We start from the raw sequence: 24,714 nt of genomic DNA, 5'->3' as shown, positions 1-24,714 counted from the left end.
TCGCCCGGGCCTGCCCCTGATCACACGTGTCCAGCTGCGCGACTACGGCGCGGACGCTCGTGGATCTTGTGCTTCCGGAGCGAACTTTACGTCAACTTGGGACGGAAGACAGTCCCGGAAGGGTGACGATGATCCGGCAGCCCCGCTCGGATTCGGCCACACCGATCCGGCCGCCGTGCAGATCCACCGCCCAGCGGGCGATCGCCAGCCCGAGCCCGGTACCGCCGTCGCTGCCCGGACCGTGCGGCCGCGTCACCGCGCCCCGGTTGAACCGCTCGAAGACCCGGTGCCACTCCGACCGCGGGATGCCGGGGCCCTCGTCCAGGACCTCCAGCTCCAGCGACTCCGGCTGCGGTCCGCGCCGCGCCTTCACCGTCACCCGGCCGTGCGGCGGGCTGTGCTTGACCGCGTTGTCGATCAGATTGGCGACGACCTGGTGGATGCGCTCGGGATCCGCGTGCGCGGTCAGCTCCGGCGGGGAGACGTCCAGGTGCAGATGGACGTCGGTGCGCGTGTGGCTGCCGGAACCGGAGGCGATGCCCGCGCGTGCCGAGGCCACCATGTTGGCCTCCTTCAGCACGCCCGAGAGATACGGCCACACCTCGAAACGGCGCATCTTCAGCGGTACGACGCCGTTGTCGAGCCGGGACAGGTCCAGCAGGGTCTCCACCAGCCGGCCGAGCCGCTCGGTCTGCTTCAGGGCCGTCCGCATGGTCTCCTGGTCGGCCTCGGTGACCCCGTCGACGATGTTCTCCAGGACCGCGCGCAGCCCGGCGATCGGGGTGCGCAGCTCATGGGAGACGTTCGCCACCAGCTCTTTTCGCTGGCGGTCCTGGGCCTCCAGCTCGTCCGCCATGACGTTGATCGTCTGCGCCAGGTCACCCAGCTCGTCCCGGCGGCCCTCGCTGACCCGGCGGGTGTAGTCGCCCTGCGAGATAGACCGCGCCACCGCGTTCATCTCGTCCAGCGGCATGGTCAGCGAATGCGCCACGAACTGTGTGATCAGCAGCGTGGCGATCATGGAGAAGACCGTGATGAAGCGCAGCTCGGTCTTGGTGTGCACCGCGACGATCGACAGTCCGGTGGTGATCAGCACCGCGATGACGACGAGCGCGCCCAGCTTGGTCTTGATCGAGAACGGGCGAACGCCGCCCCAGGGATCCTCCCCGGGGCTCCTCCGTGCGGCCTGCCGCCCGTCGATGGTCATGGCGTGGGCGTCTCCAGCGCGTAGCCGACGCCGTGCACGGTGCGGATCCGCTCGGCGCCGATCTTCCGGCGCAGTGCCTTGATGTGGCTGTCGACCGTACGGGTGCCGGAGGCGTCCGCCCAGTCCCACACCTCGGCCAGCAGCTGCTCACGGGAGAGCACCGCGCGCGGGGTGTTCGCCAGGCACACCAGCAGATCGAATTCGGTGGGCGTCAGATGGACGTCCTCGGACTTCACCCGCACGCGGCGCTGCGCGTGGTCGATCTCCAGCTCGCCGAGGCGCAGTATGCCCGAGCGCGGCGTGGCGGCGGCCAGCGCCGCCCGCTCCACCCGGCGCAGCAGCACATGCACCCGCGCGGCCAGCTCCCGCATCGAGAACGGCTTGGTCATGTAGTCGTCCGCGCCGACCCCGAGACCGACGAGCATGTCCGTCTCGTCGTCGCGCGCGGTCAGCATCAGCACCGGCACCGGCCGCTGCGCCTGCACCCGCCGGCAGACCTCGAGGCCGTCGAAGCCCGGCAGCATGATGTCGAGGATCAGCAGGTCGGGCTGCCAGGCCTCGGCCGTGTCGACCGCCGCCGGGCCGTCCGACGCGGTCTGCACGAGAAATCCCTCGGCGCGCAGCCGGGCCGCGATGGCGTCGACGATCGTGGGGTCGTCCTCGACGACCAGCACCCGGCGCTGTGCGCCCTGGGTGGTCGTCGCCGCGCCGCTCTGGGAGGTGTGTGTCTGCTCCATCGCCCGCCCCTGCTTGTTGCTTTCCGGAACCCGTGGGGTGATCCCATGTCTGCGATTGACGCTTGAATGATCCGCGTCAGGGCAGCACATTACGGGGATCCACCGTGCTGTCGCTATCCAGGTCGGACGCCGAGGTGAACCGCGTCCGGAACGCCCCGGGCAACGGGCACCTCTTCGGTACGCACCTGACGGAACCCGGCATTCCGCAAGGTTCCTTCAAATTCCGGAGAGGGCTCGGCGGACCACACCGCGAGCACCCCGCCGGGTCTCAACACCTTTGCACAGGCCGCGAGTCCGGCCGGTGAGTAGAGGGTGTGATTGTCGTCCGTGACCGTCCATCCGGGGCCATTGTCGATATCCAGGCAGAGCGCGTCGAACGTGTCGGAAGTCTCATAGAGGAACTTTACGAGATCGTCCTCCACGATCTCGGTGCGCGGATCGTCGAGCGCCCCGGCGGACACCTGCGCCAGCGGCCCGTCCCGGTGCCAGTCGACCACGGCCGGCTCCCGCTCGACCACGGTGATCCGCCCCCACCTGCCGTCCGCCGCGGCATGTGCGAGTGAGAATCCCACGCCCAGCCCGCCGATCAGCACGTTCGGCTCCTGCCGCCCGTCCAGCGCGTCGTACGCGGCGTCCACCAGCAGCCGCTCCGAGCGGCCGTCGGAGGTGTCCATCAGGAAACATCCGTTGGCGATGATCTGCAGCAGCGCTCCGTGCCGGCGCAGCACCACCTCGCCGTGCGGTCCGTCACGCCGGTCGAGGATCACGGGGGAGTTGGACATGGCCGTCATGGGCCCATTCTGGCCGGACTCCGCATGACCTTCACCGGAAATTCCACGACGTGACACATCAGCGGAATCCGGCCATGCGCGCGCGTCTGACGCGCCTGCGATCACCTTCTGCTTCACATGGTCGGCACAGGATCCTCACTGGTTGTGCCGCCGGAGAGCACATTCCGGTTCGGTCCCGCCGCACCGTTCCTTTCAAGTCAGCTGCTTCAACAGCTCTTTACCCGGCCATGGGGCTTCTGCCTATGGTGTGCGCCGTCCGGCAGGCCTGACCAACCCGCCGAACCATCGATCAGCGACCGGAGACCACCGGACGCACACGGGGGAGGACTCAGCCATGCCTTCATGCCGCCGTCGGCGCATGCCCTGACGCGGGCTGCCCTCACCCAGGTGGACGCGGCAAGCGCTCCTCATCGCCGATGAACACGCGCTTCGCCGGCTCTCCTCCGGCCTTCACCCGAAGTCTGCCCTGCCCTGCCCTTTGCTCCCCCCTTGCCGAACGGCGCCCAGTGAAGGAGAAGCCGCCCCCATGGCCGACGAGATGGTACGCAGAGCCCAGATGTTCGTGAACGCCGCCTACCAGGGCAAGCTGGGCATCGACCGGATACCCGAGGACGGGAAGACCGGGTGGGGCATCATGTTCGCCCTGACCCGGGCCCTCCAGTACGAGCTGGGCATCACCACCCTGTCGGACACCTTCGGCCTGACGACGCTCGGCACGCTGCAGTCGAAGTATCCGCGCCTCGACAGCGGCACCGTCCCCAGCGAGAACTTCTGCCGGATCATCCAGTCCGCCCTGTACTGCAAGGGGTACGACGGCGGCGAGATCGACGGGAAGTACAACGACCGCGTCCGCACCTCGGTGATCAAGCTGAAGCAGGACATGGGCGTCGACTTCGCCTATCCCGGCGGCGACGTGACACCGAAGGTGTTCAAGGGCCTGCTCAACATGGACGCGTACGTCACCGTCAACAGCGGCTCGGACGCCATCCGTGCGGTGCAGCGCTGGCTCAACGGCGAGTTCGTCAACCGCAAGGACTTCTTCGTCATCCCGTGCGACGGCCACCACTCCCGCGACGTCGCCAAGTCCATGCTCTACGCGATCCAGTACACGATGGGCATGGCGGACGGCACCGCAAACGGCGTTTTCGGCCCCGGTACGCAGGCGGGTCTGAAGGAGAAGGCCACCGTGGGTGTCGGCTCCTCCAGCACCTGGGTCCAGTTGTTCTCCGCGGGCATGGTCCTCAACCAGCGGCCCGTCTCCTTCACCTCGACCTTCAGCGGCGCGCTGTCGGACGCCGTCAAGCAGTTCCAGGTGTTCGCCCACCTTCCGGTCACCGGCAAGGGCGACTTCTCCACCTGGGCCTCGCTTCTCGTCTCCTACGGCGACCAGGACCGCCAGGGAGCGGCCTGTGACGGCGTGACCCGGATCACCCCCGCGCGTGCGGCCACGCTGAAGGCACAGGGCATCACGTACGTGGGCCGCTACCTCACCAATCCGTCCGTCTCCTCGCTGCCGGAGAAGGCGATCCAGGCCGGCGAACTCCAGACGATCGCCGACAACGGGCTGCGCTGCTTCCCGATCTACCAGACCTACGGGCGCGGCACCGACGACTTCAGCTATCCGCTCGGGCGTGCGGCGGGGCAGGCCGCGGTCAACGCCGCGCTCGACCACGGCTTCAAGGCGGGCACCAGGATCTTCTTCTCCGTCGACTTCGACGCCCTCGACCAGGACGTCACCAACAGCGTCCTGCCCCACTTCAAGGGGATCCAGGACGCCATCGCCGACGACGGAAACCGTTTCGCGATCGGCGTGTACGGGCCGCGCAACGTGTGCACGCGCGTCTCTGAAGCCGGGCACGCCTCGGCGTCGTTCGTGTCCGACATGTCCTCCGGCTTCTCCGGGAACTTCGGCTACCCGCTGCCGGAGAACTGGGCCTACGACCAGATCGTCACCCGCAAGCTCGGCTCCGGTGGCGGGCAGATCGAGATCGACAACAACATCGCCTCCGGGCGCGACACCGGCCAGGGCTCCTTCGACAAGCCCCGCGCCGCCAAGCCCGACGTCCGGCTCGACGCGGACGTCGTCTCCGCGATGCAGACGGACGTCGGCAAGTACATGGAGTCCCTCGGGTACCCGCTGGACGGCGGAACGCGCAGCTACCAGCACTGGAAGTGCTTCCAGTCGGCCGTGGCCGACCACGACGACGTGATCACGATGCTGTCGAACAAGTACAACATGCGCAAGGCGCTGATCCAGACCTCCTGTTACTGGGAGATGCGGCACATCACGCCCGAGGACGAAGCGGCCTGGGAGGCCGTGATCCTGGCGTTCAACACGACGGGCAAGTACATCAGGGACACCTCGACCGGCATCGCCAAGCAGCGTGCGATGACCCTCTGCGGAGCCTGGAACTGGGCCCTGGACAAGGGCTATGTGACCGGGCAGCCCTACCGCGACGTGTCGAAGGACGCCGACAAGTACAACGTGTGGAAAAAGGCGCACGACGACGAGGCGTTCGCCCTCACCAGCGTCGCCATGATCCACATGTGGGACATCGACGGAAAGCCCGGTGGCGACGACAACTCCAAGGCGCTGCGCAAGCCGAGTCTGGACTACACCGACTACGAGATCTACGAGGTGCTGCGCCGCTACCAGGGGCCCGCCGTGGAGCCCGCGCTGTCCGAGGCGAAGAAGCGCCTGGGCCTGTACTACGTGATGGAGAAGTACAACTCCATCTCCCGCAACCTCTGAAGGCGCACCATGCTCGTACTCTTCGCCCTGACGGCCGGAGTCATCGGCACGCTTGCCCTCGCCGTGAAGGGGATCAGGGCGACGGCCGCATCCGGCGCGCGAGGACTCGCCGTTCTCGGCTTCGCGGCGGGACTCGGCCTGTACACCTGGGGTCTGTTCTTCGTCATGCTCGCCGACGGGGGGAACGGCGGGGCCGACTCGGTCCCCCCGCCCAGCTGCCGCAACGATTCCCGCGCACCCCATGTCACCGGCACCGACGTCAGCTTCCTGCCGCTCCGCGTCGAGTGCCGGCTCGCATCGGGCGGACGGTACAGCTCCGAAGACGTACCCGCATATGTCAATCCGGGAGCGTTCGGAGCCGTCCTGGCCGCCACTGTCGCCGCCGTACTCGTCAAAGTCCGTGAGGAGAAGCGTTGACGTACATATCCCGCCGCACGGCCCTGCGCCGTGCCGGCTTCATCACCGCAGGCACTGTTCTCGGCTCACAACTGCTGACCACTCCCGGACACGCCGCGTCCGGACGTCCCGACCCGCACCAGCTGCGCGAGGCCGTACGCAGAGCCCAGGAGCGCGCCCGGCAGCGCAGGGACCATGCCGGAACCGGCACCCCGTCCCAGAACGGCTGGGAGCTGGAGAAGGTCGCCGACGACCGCGGCAACGTCTACACCCGGCCCGTCCCCGGAACACCGCTCAGGGTCCAGGTCCGCATGGGCGACGCCGAGACCGTCCTCGTCCATGTCATCCGCCGCTTCCACTACGACATCGACCCGCTCGGCGTCCGAGGGGAGCCGCGCGCGGTCGAGGGCTGGGTGCCCGCGTCGGAGGTCCGCGACCGGCACCTCCCGGAGTCGAACCGGGCGTCCGGGACGGCGATCGTCATCCGGCCGGGCTCGTATCCGCCGGGCCTGCGCGGCAGCTTCACCCCGGCCCAGGAACTGCTCATACGGGACATCCTCGCCGACACCGAGGGCGTGGTGCGCTGGGGCGGTGACGACATGCGCCCTTATGAGGGCCTGTTCTACGTCGCCGTACGCCCCGGCGACCCACGTCTGGCGCAGGTCGCCGCCAAGCTCCGTTCCTGGGACGCCGCCCCGGGCCAGGGCGCCGGAGTCCTCGCCGACATGGCACAGCCGGCACGGCGCCGCCGGGCGGCCCGCTACCAGTGACCGGCTGTCAGCGACCCTCCATGACCGACATGTTCGTCAGTGAAAGGAACCACCGTCATGCGTAGATTCATCACTTCCCTCGGGCTGGGGGCCTCGGCCGCGGGCGTCTGCATGCTGCTGGCCGCGCCGGCGTCGGCCGCGGGGCTCACGTCCAGCTCCACGTTCGATGTCACCTACCCCGACAAGAGGCCGGCGCAGAGCTACTACGTGTACAACACCGCCGAGCTGAAGAACGGCATGGTGACGGGCAAGTCGTTGCTGAGCTGGCAGATCCTCGACGATGTGGTCGTCGACTCCTCCAAGCGGTTCACCAGCTTCAAGATCACGTCGCGGATCGAGGAGCGGCTGACCAAGACCGGCGAGGACCACGTGGTCACCTCGAAGACGTGTGACATGACCAAGCTCGTCAACGACAACGCCACCTGGTTCCGCGACGAGCCGGTCAACAACTGCGTTCCCGAGTCCTCCCTCTACGACGGCGAGGTGTTCTGGTCGACCGACTCCACGATCGTCTACGACATCGAAGGGGACGGAAAGGGCCCGATCACACAGCAACTCACCGGCTCGCCGTTGATCCACGGCTGAGAATCCGGAGCAGCTGGACCCTGCCGTCAGCAGGGGCACGGGGTGCTCCGGAGGCCGTTCGGCGGGGACGCGGCCGAGTCGGGCTTCATGACCGGTGCGGAGGCGGACGCGATCGGAGTGTGAGAGGTTGCTGTGAATCGGCTCGCGCGTGGCGTCGGTCATAGACAGCGGCCCTCGGAACCCGAAGGGTTGGGCGCGACGGAAGGAGTTCCGCAACGTGGAACGGATCGCGACGGGCCCTGTGGTGGCCGCGTCCCCGCCCCCGCGGGGCATGCCCCTGCCCGACGGCACCGCCGCCGTCCCGGCCCCCGCGCTCGCGGACCTGCTGGACGGCATGCCGCGCCAGCGGCATGCCACGGTCCCCGCACTCGATCCCGATCCCGTGCCTGTTCCTGTTCCTGTTCCTGTTCTCGTCTCCGTCCCCGCCTCTGCCGCGGCCTCCGCCTCCGTCTTCGTCGAGGCGCGCCCGGCCGTACGGATCCCGCGCCTGTGGCGGTTGCTTCCCACCCCGGTCGGCACCCCGTTCACCTTCGCCTACATGGCCGTCCTCGCCGTCACCTCCGTGGTCGCGGCCGTGGCCGATCCCGGCCTGGTGCACGCCCTCTACCAGGACTCCAGCACGGACGTGGCCCATCTGGCGCGCACGCCCGTCCTGGTGCTGCTGATGAGCGCGCTGTGGATCGCGGGCGGCGTCCTGTCGCCGTACGCGCTCGCCTTCGTACTGGTGCTCACCGCGCTGGAGCGACGCATAGGAGGCGCCCGGACCGCCTGTGTCTTCCTGGCGGGCCATGTCCTCGCCACACTCGCCACCGAGGTCCCGGTGGGCCTGGCCGTCCTGTTCGGCGACCTCCCCGCCACCTCGCTGCACCGGCTCGACTACGGCATCAGCTTCGGCGTCGCCACGAGCATCGGCTCCCTGGCGGGCCTTCTGCGCCCCTGGCTGCGCTGGCCCGTGCTCGCCCTGACGGCCGGCCTCCTGCTGAACGACCTGATCGCCTTCCTTGACCCCATGACGAACTGGGGCCACCTCATCGCCCTGGCGATCGGCGTCTCGACCTGGCCTCTGGTCCGACGCTGGCAGCAGCAGGCCTGAAAGCGAACGCCCCTTTCTGGGCACCCCCTAGGCGCAAGTGATCGCTCAGAGCGAACAAGCCAGGGGAACACCAGCCCACCCCCAACGGTTGAGTCGGCATAGCTCAACTTGACTGCCGAAGGGGAGATCATGGCTGCTGAGTCCACGGCGTTCACGCTCGTACTGCCCGTGCTGCCGCTCGACGACGAGGTCGTGCTGCCCGGCATGGTGGTTCCGCTGGACCTGAGCGACACCGAAGTGCGGGCCGCGGTGGAGGCCGCGCAGGCCGCCGCCCGGTCGGAGCCGGGCAAGCCCAGGGTGCTGCTGGTGCCACGCATCGACGGCACGTACGCGAAGACCGGTGTGCTGGGCACGGTCGAGCAGGTCGGCCGGCTGGCCGACGGGGACCCGGGGGCTCTGATCCGCGGGCGGAGCCGGGTGCGGATCGGCGCGGGCACCACCGGTCCCGGCGCGGCCCTGTGGGTCGAGGGCGCGCAGGTCGAGGAGACCGTGCCGGACCCGCTGCCCGGGCACGTCGCCGAACTCGTCAAGGAGTACAAGGCCCTCGCCACCAACTGGCTGAAGAAGCGCGGCGCCTGGCAGGTCGTGGACCGTGTCCAGGCCATCGACGGCGTCTCCGCGCTCGCCGACAACTCCGGCTACTCGCCGTTCCTCGCCATCGAACAGAAGGTCGAGCTGCTGGAGACCGCCGACCCGGTGGCCCGGCTCAGGCTCGCCGCACAGCAGCTCCGCGACCACCTCGCCGAGCAGGACGTGGCCGAGACCATCGCCAAGGACGTCCAGGAGGGCGTCGACAAGCAGCAGCGCGAGTTCCTGCTGCGCCGCCAGCTGGAGGCCGTCCGCAAGGAGCTGCGCGAGCTGAACGGCGAGCAGGACGGCGAGGAGTCCGACGACTACCGGGCCCGCGTGGAGGCCGCCGACCTGCCGGAGAAGGTCCGCGAGGCCGCGCTCAAGGAGGTCGACAAGCTGGAGCGGTCCAGCGACCAGTCCCCGGAGGGCTCCTGGATCCGCACCTGGCTGGACACCGTCCTCGAAATGCCGTGGAACGAGCGGACCGAGGACGCGTACGACATCCAGGGCGCCAAGGCGATCCTGGACGCCGAGCACGCCGGCCTGGAGGACGTGAAGGAGCGCATCACCGAGTACCTCGCGGTGCGCAAGCGGCGCACCGAGCGCGGCCTGGGCGTGATCGGCGGGCGGCGCGGCGGTGCCGTACTGGCCCTGGTCGGCCCGCCCGGTGTCGGCAAGACCTCGCTCGGCGAGTCCGTCGCGCACGCCATGGGCCGCAGGTTCGTCCGCGTCGCCCTCGGTGGCGTCCGGGACGAGGCGGAGGTCCGCGGCCACCGCCGTACGTACGTCGGCGCGCTGCCCGGCCGGATCGTGCGGGCCATCAAGGAGGCCGGTTCGATGAACCCGGTGGTCCTGCTGGACGAGATCGACAAGGTGGGTTCCGACTTCCGCGGCGACCCGGCCGCAGCCCTGCTCGAAGTCCTCGACCCCGCGCAGAACCACACCTTCCGGGACCACTACCTGGAGGTCGAACTCGACCTGTCGGACGTGGTGTTCCTCGCCACCGCCAACGTCCTGGAGGCCATCCCGGAGGCGCTCGCCGACCGTATGGAGATCGTCCGGCTGGACGGCTACACCGAGGACGAGAAGGTCGTCATCGCCCGCGACCACCTGCTCCCGCGTCAGCTGGAGCGGGCGGGGCTCGGCAAGGACGAGGTCACCCTGGACGAGAGTGCCCTGCGCAAGCTGGCCGGCGAGTACACGCGCGAGGCGGGCGTGCGCACCCTGGAGCGCTCGATCGCCCGACTGCTCCGCAAGGTCGCGGCCCAGCACGAACTCGGCGAGCGGAAGCTGCCGTTCACCGTCCGGGACGAGGATCTGCGCGCGCTGATCGGACGTCCGCGCCATGTGCCCGAGTCCGCCCAGGACCCGGCCGAGCGGCGCACGTCCGTCCCCGGTGTGGCGACGGGCCTCGCGGTCACGGGAGCGGGCGGCGACGTCCTCTTCGTGGAGGCGTCGCTGGCCGACCCGGAGACGGGCGCGGCGGGCCTGACCCTGACCGGCCAGCTCGGTGACGTGATGAAGGAGTCGGCGCAGATCGCGCTGAGCTTCCTGCGCAGCCACGGCGCCGAGCTGGAGCTGCCGGTCGGCGACTTGAGGGAGCGGGGCGTGCACATCCACTTCCCGGCGGGCGCGGTCCCGAAGGACGGACCGAGCGCGGGCATCACGATGACCACCGCGCTGGCCTCGCTGCTCTCCGGCCGCCTGGTGCGCACGGACGTGGCGATGACCGGCGAGGTCTCGCTGACCGGCCGGGTGCTGCCCATCGGCGGCGTGAAGCAGAAGCTGCTCGCCGCCCAGCGCGCCGGGGTGACCACCGTGATCATCCCCAAACGCAACGAACCCGACCTGGACGACGTCCCGGCCGAGGTGCTGGACAAGCTCGACGTCCACGCCGTGACCGATGTCCGCCAGGTCCTGGAGCTGGCGCTGGCCCCCGCGGTGAACGGGGCGGCGCCGGAGGTTCCCGTGGCGGCGTGACGGACGCTCCGGGAGAGGCGGGGCCCGGGTCCCATGAGGGGGATCCGGGCCCTCGCCATGCGCTCATATCGGTATGGGTCGGTAGAATTCAGGCGTGAGTTGGCCCCCCAAAACTCCCTCTGGGCTGATCGGGGCCGTGATCGCGGGGTATCGCGTGGAGTGCGAGCTGGGCCGCGGCGGCATGGCCGTCGTGTACCGCGCCAAGGATCTGCGGCTCGGCCGGACGGTGGCCCTGAAGCTGCTCGCCCCGGAGTACACCCGTAACGAGGGCTTCCGCCGGCGCTTCGCCCAGGAGTCGCGGGTGGCGGCCGCCATCGAGCATCCCAACATCGTTCCCGTCTTCGAGGCCGGCGAGACCGACGGCATCCTCTACATCGCCATGTGCTTCGTCGCCGGACTCGATCTGCGTGCCCTGATCGAACGGGAGGGCCGGCTGCCCGTGCCGGCCGTGCTGCGTATCGCGGCCCAGCTGGCGTCCGCCCTGGACGCGGCCCATGCGCGCGAGCTGGTCCACCGGGACGTCAAACCGGCCAATGTCATGGTCGCCAAGGGCGTCGACAGCGACCACCCCGAGCACGTGTATCTCACCGACTTCGGGCTGGCGAAGAAGTCGCTGTCGCTGACGGGGTTCACCACCGCGGGCGAGTTCGTCGGCACCCTCGACTACGTGGCGCCCGAGCGGATCGCCGGGCGCCCGGTGGACGGCAGGTCCGACCTGTACAGCCTGGCCTGTGTGGTCCACGAGATGCTCGCCGGCGCCCCGCCCTTCCGGCGCGAGGACCAGCTCGAACTGCTCTGGGCCCACCAGTACGACCCGCCGCCCGTGCTCAGCGAGGAGCGGCCGGACCTCCCGGCGGCCGCCGACGAGGTGCTCGCACGCGCCCTGGCGAAGGCCCCGGACGACCGCTACGAGTCCTGCCTGGAGTTCGTCGCGGCCCTGCGCGACGCGGTCGCCGACTCCGTGCCCCGCGGCCGTACGCCGACCGTGGTGGACCGCGTTCCGCCGCCGGAGCCGCCGTCCTGGGCCCGGCCGTTCCTCATCTGACCCCAGGCCGCCCTTGTGCTTATGCGGGCTTTACCCGATCCCTGTGGTGCCGTCAAGTCCCGAGTCCTCGGAACATGACCTGGATTTCGTCTTCGGGCCTACTTGAAGTGCGGCCTCACCGGAAAGGAAATGAGGCGGCACGGAGAGTGGAAATTGTCTCCGGAATTCCTTGCATCCATGGGAGAAAGCTCATGACTCGTAACGTTCACACCCACGACGAGATCCGCCCGAAGCGCCGAGGTCTCCGGCTGGCGACCGCCGTCGCCTCCGCCGCACTGGTCACCGGCGGTGTCCTCCTGCCCGTGTCCAGCGCGATGGCGGCCCCGATGCCCACGTCGACGGTGGCCTTCGTCCATGGCGGCGGCGCCGGTGGTGCCGGTGGCGACGGAGGCTCCGGTCTGGTCGGTGGCGGCGGTGGCGCCGGCGGCTCCGGCGGCGGCAGCGTCCTCGGCACCGGCGGTGACGGCGGCACCGGCGGCAACGGCGGCGACGGCATCCTCTCCGGTGGCGGCGGCGGTGGCGGCGGTGGCGGCGGTGAGGGCGTCATCGGTGGTAAGGGCGGCGACGGCGGCAACGGCGGCGCCGGGATCCTCTCCGGCGGTGGCGGCGGCAGCGGCGGTGGCGGCGGCGACGGCGTCCTCGTCGGCGGTGGCGGCGGCAACGGCGGGAAGGGCGGCAACAGCATCTTCCAGGGCGGCAACGGCGGCAAGGGCGGCAAGGGCGGCTTCGGCGGCCTCTTCGGCGGCGCCGGCGGGAACGGCGGAGCCGGTGGCTTCAGCCTCTTCTGAGCCCCCTCCTCCGACTGTCTCCGCACGTCTCTGACCGTCTCTTCTGACCGTCTCCTGTGACCGTCTCCTGTGACGGTCGACGGGGTGGAGGCCGCCCCAGGCCTCCACCCCCCCCGCATCCAGAACCCCTCATCTCACACCCCGCTCCGAAACGGAGACCCCGATGTCCACCCACCTCTGGCAGCGTCCCGTCCTCCTCGCGGCGGCCTCCGCGGCGCTCGTCACCATCACCGCATGCGGCGCCCAGGCGGCCACTCACGCGGCCCCCGCCCCCGCCGGCTACTCGGCCCTGGCCCACCAGTCGTCGCACTGCGGCGAAGGGGGCGAAGGCGGCAAGGGCGGCGCGCCCGGCCAGCCGGGTCAGCCGGGTCAGCCGGGCAAGGCGGGCTGCTTCTCGCTGGACGACCTGCCCGACAAGCCGAAGTCCGAACTGTCCCAGCTGGACAAGGCGCGCATCGCGCTGACCGTGCTGACCGGCCGGGTGACCCAGGCCGACGCGGCGAAGAAGTACAAGATCTCGGAGAAGGAGATCAGTGACTGGGAGCGTCAGCTCCTGAAGGGCGACTGGCTCGAATTTCTGCAGCAGGAATCCCCCTGAGGAATCGAGGAACTGAGGAATTGAGGTTGAGGAGAGAGGGGAATTCCATGCGCAGGCACTCCTGGAAATTCGGTCTCGGACTCGCGGTCTCGACCGTGGTGCTCGCCGGAGGCGCGATGGCGCCGGCCGCGATGGCCGACACCGGCCCCGTCGGCAGCGGGGCGGGCAGCAGCCCCGCCGGCATCGGCAGCATCCATGTGGGCAGCGGCAACATCCATGTGGGCAACGGCAGCGTCCGCGTCGGCGACTCGATCTGCGCGGGCAACTGCAACGGCACCGTCAACGGCACCGCCGGACACAACGGCGGCATCTGCGCCGGGCTCTGCAACGGCAGCGCCAACGGCGGCGCCGGCACCGACGGCGGACCGGGCCAGGAGGGCTCCAAGGGCGGCAACGGCGGGATCTGCGCCGGTGTCTGCTCGGGCAGCGTCAACGGCGGCGCCGGCGGGAACGGCGGCGCCGCGGCGGGCACCGGCGACGGCGGCGACGGCGGTCGCGGCGGCAACGGCGGGATCTGCCTCGGCGTCGGCTGCGAGACCAGCGGTCAGGGCGGCCGTGGGGGCGACGGTGGCAGCGGCTGACTCACCCCGTGGCCCTGGAGAGCGACTGCTCCGCCCACACCGTCTTGCCGACCCGGTCGTGCCGGGTGCCCCAGCGGTCGGCCAGCTGGGCGACCAGCAGCAGGCCCCGGCCGCCCTCGTCGAAGATACGGGCGCGCCGCATGTGCGGGGTGGTGCCGCTGGAGTCGTACACCTCGCAGATCAGGTTCGCGTCCTGGTGGATCAGCCGGAGCTGGATGGGCGGGCGGCCGTAGCGGATGGCGTTGGTGACCAGCTCGCTGACCATCAGCTCGGTGGGGAACGCGGCCTCCGAGATGCCCCACGCGACCAGCTGGTCACGGACGAGGTGGCGGGCGCGGGCGACGTCGGTGGGGTCGTTGGCCAGCTCCCAGTCGACGACCCGGTCCTCGTGCAGCACGCGGGTGCGGGCGACGAGCAGGGCGATGTCGTCGTCCGGGCGGTGGCTCAGCAGCGCGGTGAGCACATGGTCGCAGACCGCGTCCAGCGACTTCGCGGGCCGGCCGAGCGCGGCGAACAGCTTGTCCAGCGCCTCGTCGATGTCGTGCTCGCGGGCCTCCAGCAGCCCGTCGGTGTAGAGGACGAGCAGGCTGCCCTCGGGCAGATCGGCCTCGACGGCCTCGAAGGGCAGCCCGCCGAGCCCGAGCGGCGGCCCCGCGGGCACGTCCAGGAACCGCACCGCGCCGTCCGGGGTGACCACGGCGGGCGGCGGATGCCCGGCCCGGGCCAGGGTGCAGCGGCGCGCGACCGGGTCGTAGACCGCGTACAGACAGGTGGTGCCGATGCCGCCGGCGGTCTCGGCGGCCGGGTCCGCGCTGCCCTCGTCGGCGGCGAGCCGCAGCACCAGGTCGTCGAGGTGGGTGAGGAGTTCGTCGGCCGGCAGGTCGACGTCGGCCAGGGTGCGCACCGCGGTGCGCAGCCGGCCCATGGTGGCCGCAGCGCGGATGCCGTGGCCCACCACATCGCCCACGACCAGCGCCACCCGCGCCCCGGACAGCGGGACCACGTCGAACCAGTCGCCGCCCACCCCGGCCCGGGTCGCGGCGGGCAGATAGCGGGTGGCGATCTCCAGAGCCGCCTGTTCGGGCAGTGTGTGCGGGAGCAGGCTGTGCTGCAGCGCCATGGTGGTGGTGCGGGCCCGCGCGGAGGAGCGGGCCTGCCGGATGCCGGCGGCCGCCCGGTCCGAGTACTCCTGCGCCAGCCGCAGATCCTCCGGGTCGAAGGGCCCCCGGCCGGGGCGCCGGCCGAAGACCGCCACCCCGAGCGTGCTGTCCTGGGCGAGCAGCGGCACCGCCAGCAGCGAGCGCGCCGAGGACGCCCGTAGCCACGCCGCGCCCGGGTCCGCCGCCGCCCACTCGGTGACGACCGGGTCCGTCGTGTCGTACAGCAGCGGCCGGCCCGCCGCCAGGCACTGCGCCGGCGGGGAGTCCGCCGGGCAGACGATCGCCTCGCCCACGCCGGTGCCGTAGGCGGGTCCCTCGCCGTCCGGGACGGCGCGCAGGGCGGCACGGCGCAGCACGACCGGGCCGGGGGCGAGGCGGTCGTCGGCCTCGCGGGGCGAGTCGAGCAGGTCGACGGCCATGACGTCGGCGAGCCGGGGGACCGTGACCTCGCCGAGTTCCTGCGCGGCGCGGGCCTGGTCCGCGGCCAGGCCGACACGCGAGCCGCCCTCGCCCGCCGGGCCCGGCCGCCCGGCGGAGTCCGGGGCGGGCACCTCGGTGGACAGGCAGACGGCGCGCACCCGGCCGCCGGCGTCCTTCAGCGGGGTGAGCACGGCGGTGCTCCCGAGCTGCTCGCCGAGCCGGGCCCGGGCCTCCTGCGGCCGCCCGGACTCCAGCGCGTCCCGCATCGACCGGTCGGCCTCGTCGCTCGCGGCGCCGGGCACGATGTGCGGCAGCCGCAGTCCGCGCATGGCGGCCTCGGGCAGGGCGAGGGCGTGCTCCATCCGGCGGTTGGCGCGGACCAGCCGCAGGTCGGCGTCGAAGATCGCCAGCGGGAAGGGGGACTGCAGGAACGTCCACTCCTCCAGGGGCTCGCCCCGGGGCGGCTGCGACCGGACCGACACGGCGCTCACCACGAGCCAGTCGGTGACGCCGGTGGCGGAGGTCCGGCGGTGCGCGAGCACGCCCAGCTCCAGCAGCCGGCCGTCGCGGTGCCGCAGCGGGATCGTGCCGTTCCAGCGTTCGCGTCCGGCGACGATCCGCCGGGCCGTCGAGCCGTCGGCGGCGAGCAGCGCGGTGGCCGGCCGTCCCACGACGGCCGGGGAGTCGTAACCGAGCAGCCGCTCCGCGCCTTCGCTCCAGCTGGTGAGGATGCCGTGCTCATCGATGGTGGCCGTGGCCGTGTACGTCGAGTGTCGCTCCATCGCCGCTCATCTCGCCCTTGCTCGGCAGGCTCTCCTGACCAGCATGATCCCGGCCGGCGCGGAGCACCAACGCAGCGAAACGGCGGCCGCCCCCCAAGAGACGGCCACCGCGCACGGACCGGCACGGACCAGCAGGGACTAACCGTTGGCCAGGGCCTGCACCCGGTCCAGGGCGCCATTGAACTTGTCGTGGTCGCCGACGGCCGGGCCGGAGGAGGTGTACTGCCACATCGTGTAGTACGACCAGCCGGCCGGCAGCGTCCCCGGGTCCGAGGCGTAGCGGGCGATCCACAGCGGGTCGCCCGACGCGAAGCCGCCGTAGTCGCCGGTGCAGTCGCTCCACCAGCTGGTCGCCGTGTAGATCACGGGGTAGCGGCTGGTGAGTGACCTGTAGGTGGAGATGAAGTCGGCGATCCAGCTGACCATCTGGCTCGCGCTCTTGCCGTAGCACTCGGCGCCGTACGGGTTCCACTCGATGTCGAGCGCGCCCGGCAGGGTCTTGCCGTCGCGGGACCAGCCGCCGCCGTGGCTGACGAAATAGCTCGCCTGGGCTGCGCCGCCGGCGGTGTCCGGGGTCGCGAAGTGGTAGGAGCCGCGGATCATGCCCACGTTGTACGAGCCGTTGTACTGCTGCGCGAAGTAGGGGTTCGTGTAGTACGTGCCCTCCGTCGCCTTGGAGTAGGCCCAGCGCACCCCGCTGCTCCACAGGCTCGACCAGGCGACATTGCCCTGGTAGGCGGAGACGTCCACGCCCTCGGTCTGGGTGACGAGGCCGGAGGCGGGGGCGCCGTGCCCGCCGTCGTGCGTGAGGACGCCCATGCCCATGTGGGCGGAGCCGCGCGCGGGCGTGGTCGCGGCGTGGGCGGAGGTGAGGGGGAGGGTGAGGGGGAGCGCCGCGAGCAGGGCCGTGACGAGGACGGCGAGGGGGCGCGGTCGGACGGGGCGGTCGGAGCCGGGTCTGTGCACGGACATGACGTGTCTCCGGGGAGTGGGGTGGGGGGAACGTGGCAGTGACCGTGTACCGAAGTGCCGCACTGGCGTGGGCATGCCATGGATGGCCTGATAAAGAAGCTACGCACGTAGATGACGGCGTGGGAAGGGGGTCCGGGCTCCGCCGTTGGTCTACGCCTGCGAAATACTTACAGAGCTGCGGCAATGACGACTTTTGGCAGAAACTTTCACGACCGCGAAACCGAGCAGGGGTGCTGACGTGCACGAGGACGGAAACGGCGACGCACGACGCGGCGCCCACGAGGTGACGCCCAGTGGCGCGGACCAGGAATTCCTGGCACTGGAACGGGAGTTGACCGTGCTGCTGCGGCGAGCGCGGGCCAACCAGGGCGAGATGGCCCGCGAGGTCCATCCCGACCTGGAGTCCTCCGCGTACGGCCTGCTCATCCGCCTGGACGAGTGCGGCGGCCAGCGGGCCACGGAACTCGCCGCCTACATCGGCGTCGGCAAGGCCACGATGTCCCGCCAGCTGCGCGCCCTGGAGGACCTGGGCCTGATCGCCCGGGAACCCGATCCCGCCGACGGCCGTGCCTGGCTCGTCACCCTGACCGACGAGGGACGCGGTCGGGTGGGGAAGGTGCGCGAGGCACGCCGCGCCCGCTATGTCAGCCAGCTCGCCCACTGGGACCGCAGCGAGGTCGCGGAACTGGCCCGGCTGCTGAACCAGTTGAACGGTGTCATGGAGAGGTAAGCCCCCCAGGAGGCCCAGGAGGCCCAGGAGGCCCAGGAGGCCCAGGAGGCCCAAGAGCCCTAGGAGTGCCAGGAGCCCCAGAAGCGCCAAGAGCCCCCGAAGTCGTTCGGCGGGGGCTCACAGCTCCGCGTAGACGACCGTCGCGTCGTCGTGCGTCTTGCTGCGCCGCAGGAACGCCCGCTCCTCGCGGTCCGCCGTCTCCAGCTCCCGCACCCGGTCCACCAGCGACCGCGCGCCCTCCTTCGCGACCACCTCGAACAGGGCCTGCCAGTCGCCCTCGCGGAACTTCTCCGTCCAGCGGGTCGCGCCGTCCGTCAGCGCGGCCAGGGCGTGGACCTCGCGGCGGGCCACGGTGCCGGCGACCGCACGGCCGGCCACCGAGGGGTCGGCGGCCGCCGTGAAGAAGCCGCCCTCCTTGTTGCGCAGGGTGGCGTCCACCAGGGCCTCGGTGGCGAGCGCGGGGCGCGGGATCCGGTCCAGGCGGTCGTCCAGGACCGGTGTGACCGTCCCGTCGGGCGCCTGCAGCAGCAACGCGGCGTCGGACAGCACCAGGTACTCGACCGTGTCGGCGGACCAGCGCGCCAGGGCGACGGTTGCCTGGGGTGTACGCGGGTGAGAAAGTTCACAGGTCCGCGCATGGGCCTCGGCGGTGCGGCCGATCGCCCTCGAGAGAATCTCCGGGAGCGTCAGATCTCTCCCCGAAACGGTCAGTTCGGTCAGTGCGCCACCGAGCCGTGCGGTGAACCACGGGACGGAATGCAGACACCCCGTCTCGCCCCGCGGCGGAGTCACTCCGTCCAGGACGATCACGCAACCTCCCTGTCCGGAGGCGGGTAGTCCGACACCGGCGAAGTCCTCGTTGGGTCGGTGCGCGTCGCCGGGTTCCGAGACGAGATCAGTTCGCATTCGGCCAGTCTGCACGAGCCCTTCACAGGATTCGCCAAAGGCTGGCAAGCGCCCTCGAATTGATACGACCTCGCAGGCCAGCCGCCTGTTTTGGGAGGGAATGAGGCACTCCGGAAGGGCGCGGTGGCGAATACTGTCAAAGCCTGCCGCGCGCGTCCAACCGGCGTGCCGCTCGGGACCTCCGCGCGCGCCACGGGAACTTGCCCGTCAACTCTCCTCCGATGTTCACTCCTTCAGGTGGCGGGTCAGGTGATGCGCGACCACTGCCCACCGGCGCTGGGAGGGTCGGGAATCGTACGAACCGGGTGTACGCACCACTTGGCGCCGAGATGACGGGGCGCCACCCGGGCCCTGGGTAGACGACTTCAGGAATGCGAGCACCGGTGCAGAAAAAGCGGCCTCGGCGCACAGGCAGGCAGACGGACCCCACGGGGACCGCCCAGCAGAGTCCTGCGGGGACCGCCCAGCAGACCTCCCCGGGGACTGTCCACCAGAGCCCCGTGGGCACCGGCCGCCCCACCCATGTGCGCACCCGGCTGATCGTCGCCGTCGCCGTGGTGGCCGCCGCCGTCGCGGCAGCCGGCGCGCCCTCCCTGCTCACCGCCTCCCAGGACGTCAGCGACTCCCAGGACCTGGTGACCCTGGCCGCTCACACCCAGGACGCCCTCGCCCTCGCGCATTCCCTGGCCGACGAGCGGGACGACGTCACCTCCTACGTCGCGGCAGGACGGCCCAAGTCCAAGGCCCCCTCCGAGGACCGCAGCGCACGCGTCGACCGGCAGGTGGAGGACCTGCGCGCCGAGGACGACACCCCGGCGGGCCTGCGCAGCGAACTCGACGGCATCGACGCCGTGCGCCGGGCCGCCCTCACCGGCAAGACCACGGCCCTCCAGACCCACCAGGCCTACTCGGAGGCCATCACCGAACTGCACCGGGTCGCCGAGCAACTGGCCGACCAGTCGCCCCCGCGGGCCGGCTCCGGCGCCCACGCGCTGGCCGAACTCGACACCGCCGTACAGCAGTCCGCCGCCGCCCGCGGCCTGCTGCTGGCCGCGCTGAACGTGCCGTCCGCCACGCGAACGGTGATCAACCCCGTCACCGGCCTCGCCACCACGACCTCCACCGGCTCCGAGGCCGACCGGAAACAGCGCGACGAACTGACCGCCGCCGCCCAGCAGGCCCGGCTGCGCGCCGACACGGCCCTCGCCGACTTCCGTGCCACCGCCCCCAAGACGGCCGTCGACTCCTACGACTCCACGGTCACCGGCGGGGACGTCAACTCGGCGGAGAAGTACCTGGCCACGCTCACCGACCAGCCGACGTTGGCCGACAGCGAGCTGACCACCAGCACCAAGAAGCTGGACGCGGCCCTGTCCGCCCGTGTCGACCTGATGCGCGGCACGGAATCGGCCCTCTACGACCACCGCACCAAGGACCTGGCGAAACTCCGGGACGACGACGTCACGGCCCTGGAGATCCGCATCGCCGTGCTCGGCGCCCTGATGCTGGTCGCCGTGGGCCTCGCCACGGCCATGGCCCGCACCCTCACCCGCCCCCTGTCGGTGCTGCGCCGGGGCTCGGCCCGCCTGGCGGAGTCCGGCCACCCGGCCACCCAGGAACCGATCGCCTTCACCGGCCGCAACGATGAGTTCGCCCAGGTCGTCCGCTCGGTCAACGCCCTGCACGCGCACGCGGCCGCCCTGTACGAACAGACCGTCGCCGTCGGCGAGCGCGTCACCACGCTGGAGACGGACCGCAAGCACCTGGTCGGCCAGCGCCAGAAGATGGCCGACGCCCGCGAGGCCCTCCACGCCGAGCTGAACGAGGCCGCCGCGCGCCTGGAGCGGTTGCGCACCAGCATCGGCGGCACGTTCGTGAACCTCTCGCTGCGCACCCTCGGCCTGGTGGAACGCCAACTCGCGGTCATCGAGGACCTGGAGGAGCGCGAGCAGGACCCGGACCGCCTCGCCACGCTCTTCAAGCTGGACCACTTCGCCACGGTCATGCGCCGGCACAGCGAGAACCTGCTGGTCCTGGCCGGCGCCGAGCACGTCCAGCAGCACCACGGGGCGGTCCCGCTGGTCGACGTGGTCCGGGCAGGCGTCAGCGAGATCGAGCGCTACGAACGTGTCCGCATCGCCGCCCTCCCCCCGCACGCCCATGTGGCGGGGTTCGCCGCCGACGACCTCTCCCACCTGCTGGCCGAACTCATGGAGAACGCCTCCTCGTTCTCCCCGCCGGACCTGCCGGTGGTGGTCTCCGGCTGGCTGCTGGAGAGCGGCGAGGTGATGCTGTCGGTCCAGGACGAGGGCATCGGCATGCAGACCGACCGCCTGGACCGCCTCAACACCCGCCTGTCGGACTTCGACCCCGAGTCGCCGTACGACCAGGAGACCGAGGACGGTCTCGGTCTCGGCCTGTACGTCGTCGCCCGCCTCGCCCACCGACACGGTGTCCGCGTGCAGCTGCGCGAGCAGAAGCAGGGCGGCGTCGCCGCGGTGGTCGTCCTGCCGGCCACCCTCCTCACCGAGGCCCCGCAGCCCACGTCGATGAGCGGCACCGGCACCTTCTCCCTCCCCGGCGCCGACGCCGAGGCCAACTCCAACGTCCTCCACGCCCGCACCAAGCCCACCGACCCCCTGGTCGCCCTGGCGGAACGGGCCGTCGAGGACGCGACGGATGCCTCCGGCGGTCCGGCTGAGGAGGCGGTGGTTGTCTCCGGTAGTTCGGCTGGGGACGCGGGGGATGTGTCCCGTGGTTCGGCTGAGGGCACGGTGGATGTCTTCGGTGGTTCGGCTCAGGGCGCGGGGGATGTGTCCGGTGGTTGGGCTGGGGACGCGGGGGATGTGTCCGGTGGTTCGGCTGAGGACGCGGCGGATGTCTTCGGTGGTTCGGCTGAGGGCACGGCGGATGCCTCCGGCGGACCGGCTGAGGACGCGGTGCGGGATGCCTTCGGCGATCCGGCGGAACACGCGGTGCGGGGCGCCTTCGACGGTATGGCGGAACACGCGGTGCGGGACGCGGCCGGCGACTCCGCGGAGCAGCCGGTCCACGAACAGACCGCTCCGGACGCCGATGACATGGCGACCCGCCCGAAGGCCCCGGCGGAGACGTACGCCGAATCGACGATGGAGCTGCTCCTCCCAGACCTCGCGACGGACCTCACGCCAGACCTCGCGACGGGGCCGGCGCCGGACCTCGCCATGGCCCCCGGGCCGGACCTGACGAGGGACCCTGCGCCGGACGCGCCGGATCACGCGAGGGCCCTGACGAGGAACCCCGCGCCGGACCGCACGACGGACCCTGCGACGGGCCTGACGGGGAGCCCCGCGCCGGACGTCACGCCGGGCCATGCGCCGGATCCGGCGGCGGGCTTCGTGCCGGACCGCACGACGGACCCTGCGACGGGCCTGACGGGGAGCCCCGCGCCGGACGTCACGCCGGGCCCCGCGCCGGACCCGGCGGCGGGTCTCGCGGCGGACCGCGGGCCGGGCGGCACGCCGGACCCCGCAACACACCTCGCGTCGCACCGCAGGCCGGACAGCACGCCGGACGTCACGCCGGGCCACGCGCCGGACCCGGCGGTGGGCCTCGCGCCGGACCGCAGGCCGGATGTCACGTCGGACCCTGGAACACACCTCGCGTCGCACCGCAGGCCGGACAGCACGCCGGACGTCACGCCGGGCCCCGCGCCGGACCCGGCGGTGGGCCTCGCGCCGGACCGCAGGCCGGATGCCACGTCGGACCCTGGAACACACCTCGCGTCGCACCGCAGGCCGGACAGCACGCCGGACGTCACGCCGGACCCGGCGGCGGGTCTCGCGGCGCACCGCAGGCCGGACAGCACGCCGGACGGCACGCCGGGCCCCGCAGCGCGCCTCGCCGTGGACACGCGTCCCAGCGCGGGGTTCACGGCGGGTCGGGTGGAGGTGCCGCAGGCTCGGCGGGTTTCGGACGCGGCGGTCGCCGACGGTGGGCGCGCCCCGCAGGGGCCACCCGCAGGCGACGACGAAAGTGGTACGGGTGGTGCGGGTGGGAGCCAGGGCGCCGAAGGCGAAGCCGAGGCGGTCACGGCCAAGGGCCTCCCCAAGCGCACCCCCCGGATCACCGCCCCCGCCGCCCCACCCCGCCAGCGCACCACGAGCGTCGACGCCGAAGCCCTCCGCAGAAGGCTCGGCGGCTTCCGCAGCGGCGCACAGGCCGGCTACCGCGCCGTAGCGGCAGAGATCGCAGAACGTACGGAAGACACCACGGGGGGCACTGTCGAGGAGGCAAGCAGTTGACCGCGCCCAGTACCTTCGGACTGAGCAGTGAGGCCCGCAACCTGCACTGGCTGCTGACCAACCTGGTCGAGGAAGTCCCCGGCATCCAGTCCGTCGCCGTGGTCTCCTCGGACGGCCTGCTGCTCCTGTCGTCCGACCCCGGACACACCGAGCAGTCCCGTCGGGCCCGCCCGGCCAAAGGGCCTCGCGGCTCCTCCGCCGACCTCGCCACCATCGTCTCCGGCATCGGCAGCCTCACCGTGGGCGCCGCCCGGCTGATGGAGTTCGGCACGGTCAAGCACACGATGATCGCGATGGAGGAGGGCAGCCTGTTCGTGATGTCGATCAGCGACGGCTCGCTGCTCGGCGTGCACGGTTCCGCCGAATGCGACATGAGTGTGGTGGCGTACCACATGGCGCTCTTCGTCGGCCGCGCCGGCCACGTGCTGACCCCCGAACTCCGCACCGAACTACGAAAATCCCTGGAGGCCGAGTCCGCGGGGAGCGCCCGATGAGCGGCACACCCAAACTCCCCGTGCGCGGCGGCGCCCGCAAAACCGCCCGCGTCCGCCCCTACTCGCTCACCGGCGGCCGTACCCGCTTCGGTCATGTCCTCCTCGTGGAGACGTTCGTCGCGGCGCTCGAAGCCCCGGAGGAGCGCAAGGAACTGACGAAAGGTTCCCTCGCCACCCGGGTCATGCCGGAGATGCGGGCCATCGTCGAACTGTGCCGCCGTATGCGCACGGTGGCCGAGATCGCCGCACTGCTGAAGATGCCGCTCGGCGTGGTCCGCGTACTCCTGAGTGACCTCGCGGACCAGGGAAAGATCCGTGTGTACGGCACCGGAACCGGTCACGGCACCGGCCGCCCGGACCGCGCTCTGCTGGAAAGGGTGCTGAGTGGACTCCGCCGTCTCTGACGTCGCCTCCTCCGCCGTCGTCGGAGGCGCCCCTCTCGTCGCCGGACTCACCGAGCCCGACGAGGATCTGAAGGCCTGGCAGACGGACCGCACCCGGGCCCCCATCGCCACGAAGATCGTGGTGGCCGGGGGTTTCGGCGTCGGCAAGACCACGCTGGTCACCGCCGTCTCGGAGATCACGCCGCTGCAGACCGAGGCGCTGATGACCGAGGCGAGCGAGGAGACCGACGACCTGACCGCCACACCGGGCAAGCTGACCACCACCGTGGCCATGGACTTCGGCCGGATCACGCTCGACGACGACCTGGTGCTCTACCTGTTCGGCACGCCGGGCCAGCAGCGGTTCTGGTTCATGTGGGACGACCTGGTGCGTGGCGCGATCGGCGCGGTCGTACTGGCCGACACCCGCCGGCTGAAGGACTGCTTCCCGGCGCTGGACTACTTCGAGAGCTGCGGGCTGCCGTACGTCGTGGCGGTCAACCACTTCGACGGAAGCGAGCTGTTCGAGCCGGAGGACGTCCGGGAGGCGCTGACGATACCCGCGCACATCCCTGTCATGATCATGGATGCGCGACGTCGAATTTCGGCCATCGAAGCCCTTCTGGCCCTGGTCGGCCACGCGCTGGACGAAACCCCCGAGTAGTCCCCGAGCAGTACCCGTTAGGAGTCC

Annotated in this window: 21 protein-coding genes; 15 read left to right on the top strand and 6 right to left on the bottom strand. The window is 71.3% G+C overall.

All coding sequences use genetic code 11. From position 1 onward, the window contains the following. Positions 1-91: 91 nt before the first annotated feature. The 3 genes from AB0L75_RS25680 to AB0L75_RS25670 all read right to left on the bottom strand — a co-directional run bounded on the left by AB0L75_RS25680 (position 92) and on the right by AB0L75_RS25670 (position 2,735). Entirely contained in the window at positions 92-1,207 is a 1,116-nt protein-coding gene (locus tag AB0L75_RS25680; protein ID WP_365184972.1) for a HAMP domain-containing sensor histidine kinase, read from the bottom strand. Further along, positions 1,204-1,944 carry a response regulator transcription factor gene (locus AB0L75_RS25675; protein WP_365184970.1) on the bottom strand — a complete coding sequence of 247 codons (741 nt, stop codon included), beginning with the start codon at positions 1,942-1,944 and terminating at the stop codon, positions 1,204-1,206. Before AB0L75_RS25675 ends, AB0L75_RS25680 begins: the two co-directional genes overlap by 4 nt. 113 nt (positions 1,945-2,057) lie before the next feature. Then, complete coding sequence (locus AB0L75_RS25670) at positions 2,058-2,735, bottom strand: spermidine synthase (RefSeq protein ID WP_365185375.1); 678 nt, start codon at positions 2,733-2,735, stop codon at positions 2,058-2,060. Between the two features lie 526 nt (positions 2,736-3,261). On the opposite strand from AB0L75_RS25670, the gene AB0L75_RS25665 reads away from it, so the two are divergent. The 10 genes from AB0L75_RS25665 to AB0L75_RS25620 all read left to right on the top strand — a co-directional run bounded on the left by AB0L75_RS25665 (position 3,262) and on the right by AB0L75_RS25620 (position 13,893). After that, positions 3,262-5,487 (top strand): glycoside hydrolase domain-containing protein, encoded by a 2,226-nt coding sequence (locus AB0L75_RS25665; protein ID WP_365184968.1) that lies wholly within the window; start codon positions 3,262-3,264, stop codon positions 5,485-5,487. Between the two features lie 9 nt (positions 5,488-5,496). Then, complete coding sequence (locus AB0L75_RS25660; RefSeq protein ID WP_365184966.1) at positions 5,497-5,904, top strand: hypothetical protein; 408 nt, start codon at positions 5,497-5,499, stop codon at positions 5,902-5,904. Then, positions 5,901-6,653: a hypothetical protein gene (locus AB0L75_RS25655; protein ID WP_365184964.1), complete on the top strand. Its 753-nt coding sequence runs from the start codon at positions 5,901-5,903 to the stop codon at positions 6,651-6,653. The genes AB0L75_RS25660 and AB0L75_RS25655 overlap by 4 nt, the downstream gene beginning before the upstream one ends. 57 nt (positions 6,654-6,710) lie before the next feature. Beyond that, positions 6,711-7,238 (top strand): hypothetical protein, encoded by a 528-nt coding sequence (locus AB0L75_RS25650; RefSeq protein WP_365184961.1) that lies wholly within the window; start codon positions 6,711-6,713, stop codon positions 7,236-7,238. A gap of 217 nt (positions 7,239-7,455) precedes the next feature. Continuing rightward, entirely contained in the window at positions 7,456-8,331 is an 876-nt protein-coding gene (locus tag AB0L75_RS25645) for a rhomboid-like protein (RefSeq protein ID WP_365184959.1), read from the top strand. A gap of 129 nt (positions 8,332-8,460) precedes the next feature. Continuing rightward, positions 8,461-10,881, top strand: a complete 2,421-nt coding sequence (gene lon, locus AB0L75_RS25640) for an endopeptidase La (RefSeq protein WP_365184956.1) — start codon at positions 8,461-8,463, stop codon at positions 10,879-10,881. Positions 10,882-10,975: 94 nt separating this feature from the next. Further along, entirely contained in the window at positions 10,976-11,926 is a 951-nt protein-coding gene (locus tag AB0L75_RS25635; protein WP_365184953.1) for a serine/threonine-protein kinase, read from the top strand. Between the two features lie 191 nt (positions 11,927-12,117). Further along, positions 12,118-12,714 (top strand): hypothetical protein, encoded by a 597-nt coding sequence (locus AB0L75_RS25630; protein ID WP_365184950.1) that lies wholly within the window; start codon positions 12,118-12,120, stop codon positions 12,712-12,714. A 163-nt stretch (positions 12,715-12,877) separates the two neighbouring features. Further along, positions 12,878-13,312 (top strand): hypothetical protein, encoded by a 435-nt coding sequence (locus tag AB0L75_RS25625; protein WP_365184947.1) that lies wholly within the window; start codon positions 12,878-12,880, stop codon positions 13,310-13,312. A 47-nt stretch (positions 13,313-13,359) separates the two neighbouring features. Further along, the gene (locus tag AB0L75_RS25620) at positions 13,360-13,893 is read left to right on the top strand and encodes a hypothetical protein (RefSeq protein ID WP_365184944.1); all 534 of its coding nucleotides are present in this window, start codon (positions 13,360-13,362) and stop codon (positions 13,891-13,893) included. A gap of 1 nt (position 13,894) precedes the next feature. Here AB0L75_RS25620 and AB0L75_RS25615 read toward each other — a convergent pair whose 3' ends face one another. Further along, positions 13,895-16,255, bottom strand: coding sequence for a SpoIIE family protein phosphatase (locus AB0L75_RS25615; RefSeq protein WP_365184942.1), 2,361 nt, complete (start codon positions 16,253-16,255; stop codon positions 13,895-13,897). Positions 16,256-16,393: 138 nt separating this feature from the next. Next, positions 16,394-17,227, bottom strand: a complete 834-nt coding sequence (locus tag AB0L75_RS25610) for a lysozyme (RefSeq protein WP_365184939.1) — start codon at positions 17,225-17,227, stop codon at positions 16,394-16,396. A 238-nt stretch (positions 17,228-17,465) separates the two neighbouring features. Between AB0L75_RS25610 and AB0L75_RS25605 the strand changes: the two genes are divergently transcribed. Beyond that, positions 17,466-17,957, top strand: a complete 492-nt coding sequence (locus AB0L75_RS25605) for a MarR family transcriptional regulator (protein WP_365184937.1) — start codon at positions 17,466-17,468, stop codon at positions 17,955-17,957. 117 nt (positions 17,958-18,074) lie between these two features. Here AB0L75_RS25605 and AB0L75_RS25600 read toward each other — a convergent pair whose 3' ends face one another. After that, positions 18,075-18,863, bottom strand: a complete 789-nt coding sequence (locus AB0L75_RS25600) for a protein phosphatase 2C domain-containing protein (protein ID WP_365184934.1) — start codon at positions 18,861-18,863, stop codon at positions 18,075-18,077. Positions 18,864-19,363: 500 nt separating this feature from the next. On the opposite strand from AB0L75_RS25600, the gene AB0L75_RS25595 reads away from it, so the two are divergent. From AB0L75_RS25595 to AB0L75_RS25580, 4 genes are read left to right on the top strand one after another with little or no spacing between them, the layout of a single operon-like run. Continuing rightward, complete coding sequence (locus tag AB0L75_RS25595) at positions 19,364-23,146, top strand: nitrate- and nitrite sensing domain-containing protein (RefSeq protein ID WP_365184931.1); 3,783 nt, start codon at positions 19,364-19,366, stop codon at positions 23,144-23,146. Then, positions 23,143-23,640: a roadblock/LC7 domain-containing protein gene (locus AB0L75_RS25590; RefSeq protein ID WP_365184928.1), complete on the top strand. Its 498-nt coding sequence runs from the start codon at positions 23,143-23,145 to the stop codon at positions 23,638-23,640. Before AB0L75_RS25595 ends, AB0L75_RS25590 begins: the two co-directional genes overlap by 4 nt. Next, on the top strand, positions 23,637-24,044 hold the full coding sequence (locus tag AB0L75_RS25585; RefSeq protein ID WP_365184925.1) for a DUF742 domain-containing protein: 408 nt from the start codon (positions 23,637-23,639) through the stop codon (positions 24,042-24,044). The genes AB0L75_RS25590 and AB0L75_RS25585 overlap by 4 nt, the downstream gene beginning before the upstream one ends. Beyond that, entirely contained in the window at positions 24,025-24,687 is a 663-nt protein-coding gene (locus tag AB0L75_RS25580; RefSeq protein ID WP_365184923.1) for an ATP/GTP-binding protein, read from the top strand. The genes AB0L75_RS25585 and AB0L75_RS25580 overlap by 20 nt, the downstream gene beginning before the upstream one ends. Positions 24,688-24,714 lie beyond the last annotated feature (27 nt).

Origin of the sequence: Streptomyces sp. NPDC052101 (genome assembly GCF_040680235.1) — a bacterium.
Classification (GTDB): Bacteria; Actinomycetota; Actinomycetes; order Streptomycetales; family Streptomycetaceae; genus Streptomyces.
Note: the sequence above shows the minus strand (reverse complement) of the source record. Positions and strands in the feature narration are given on the sequence as shown.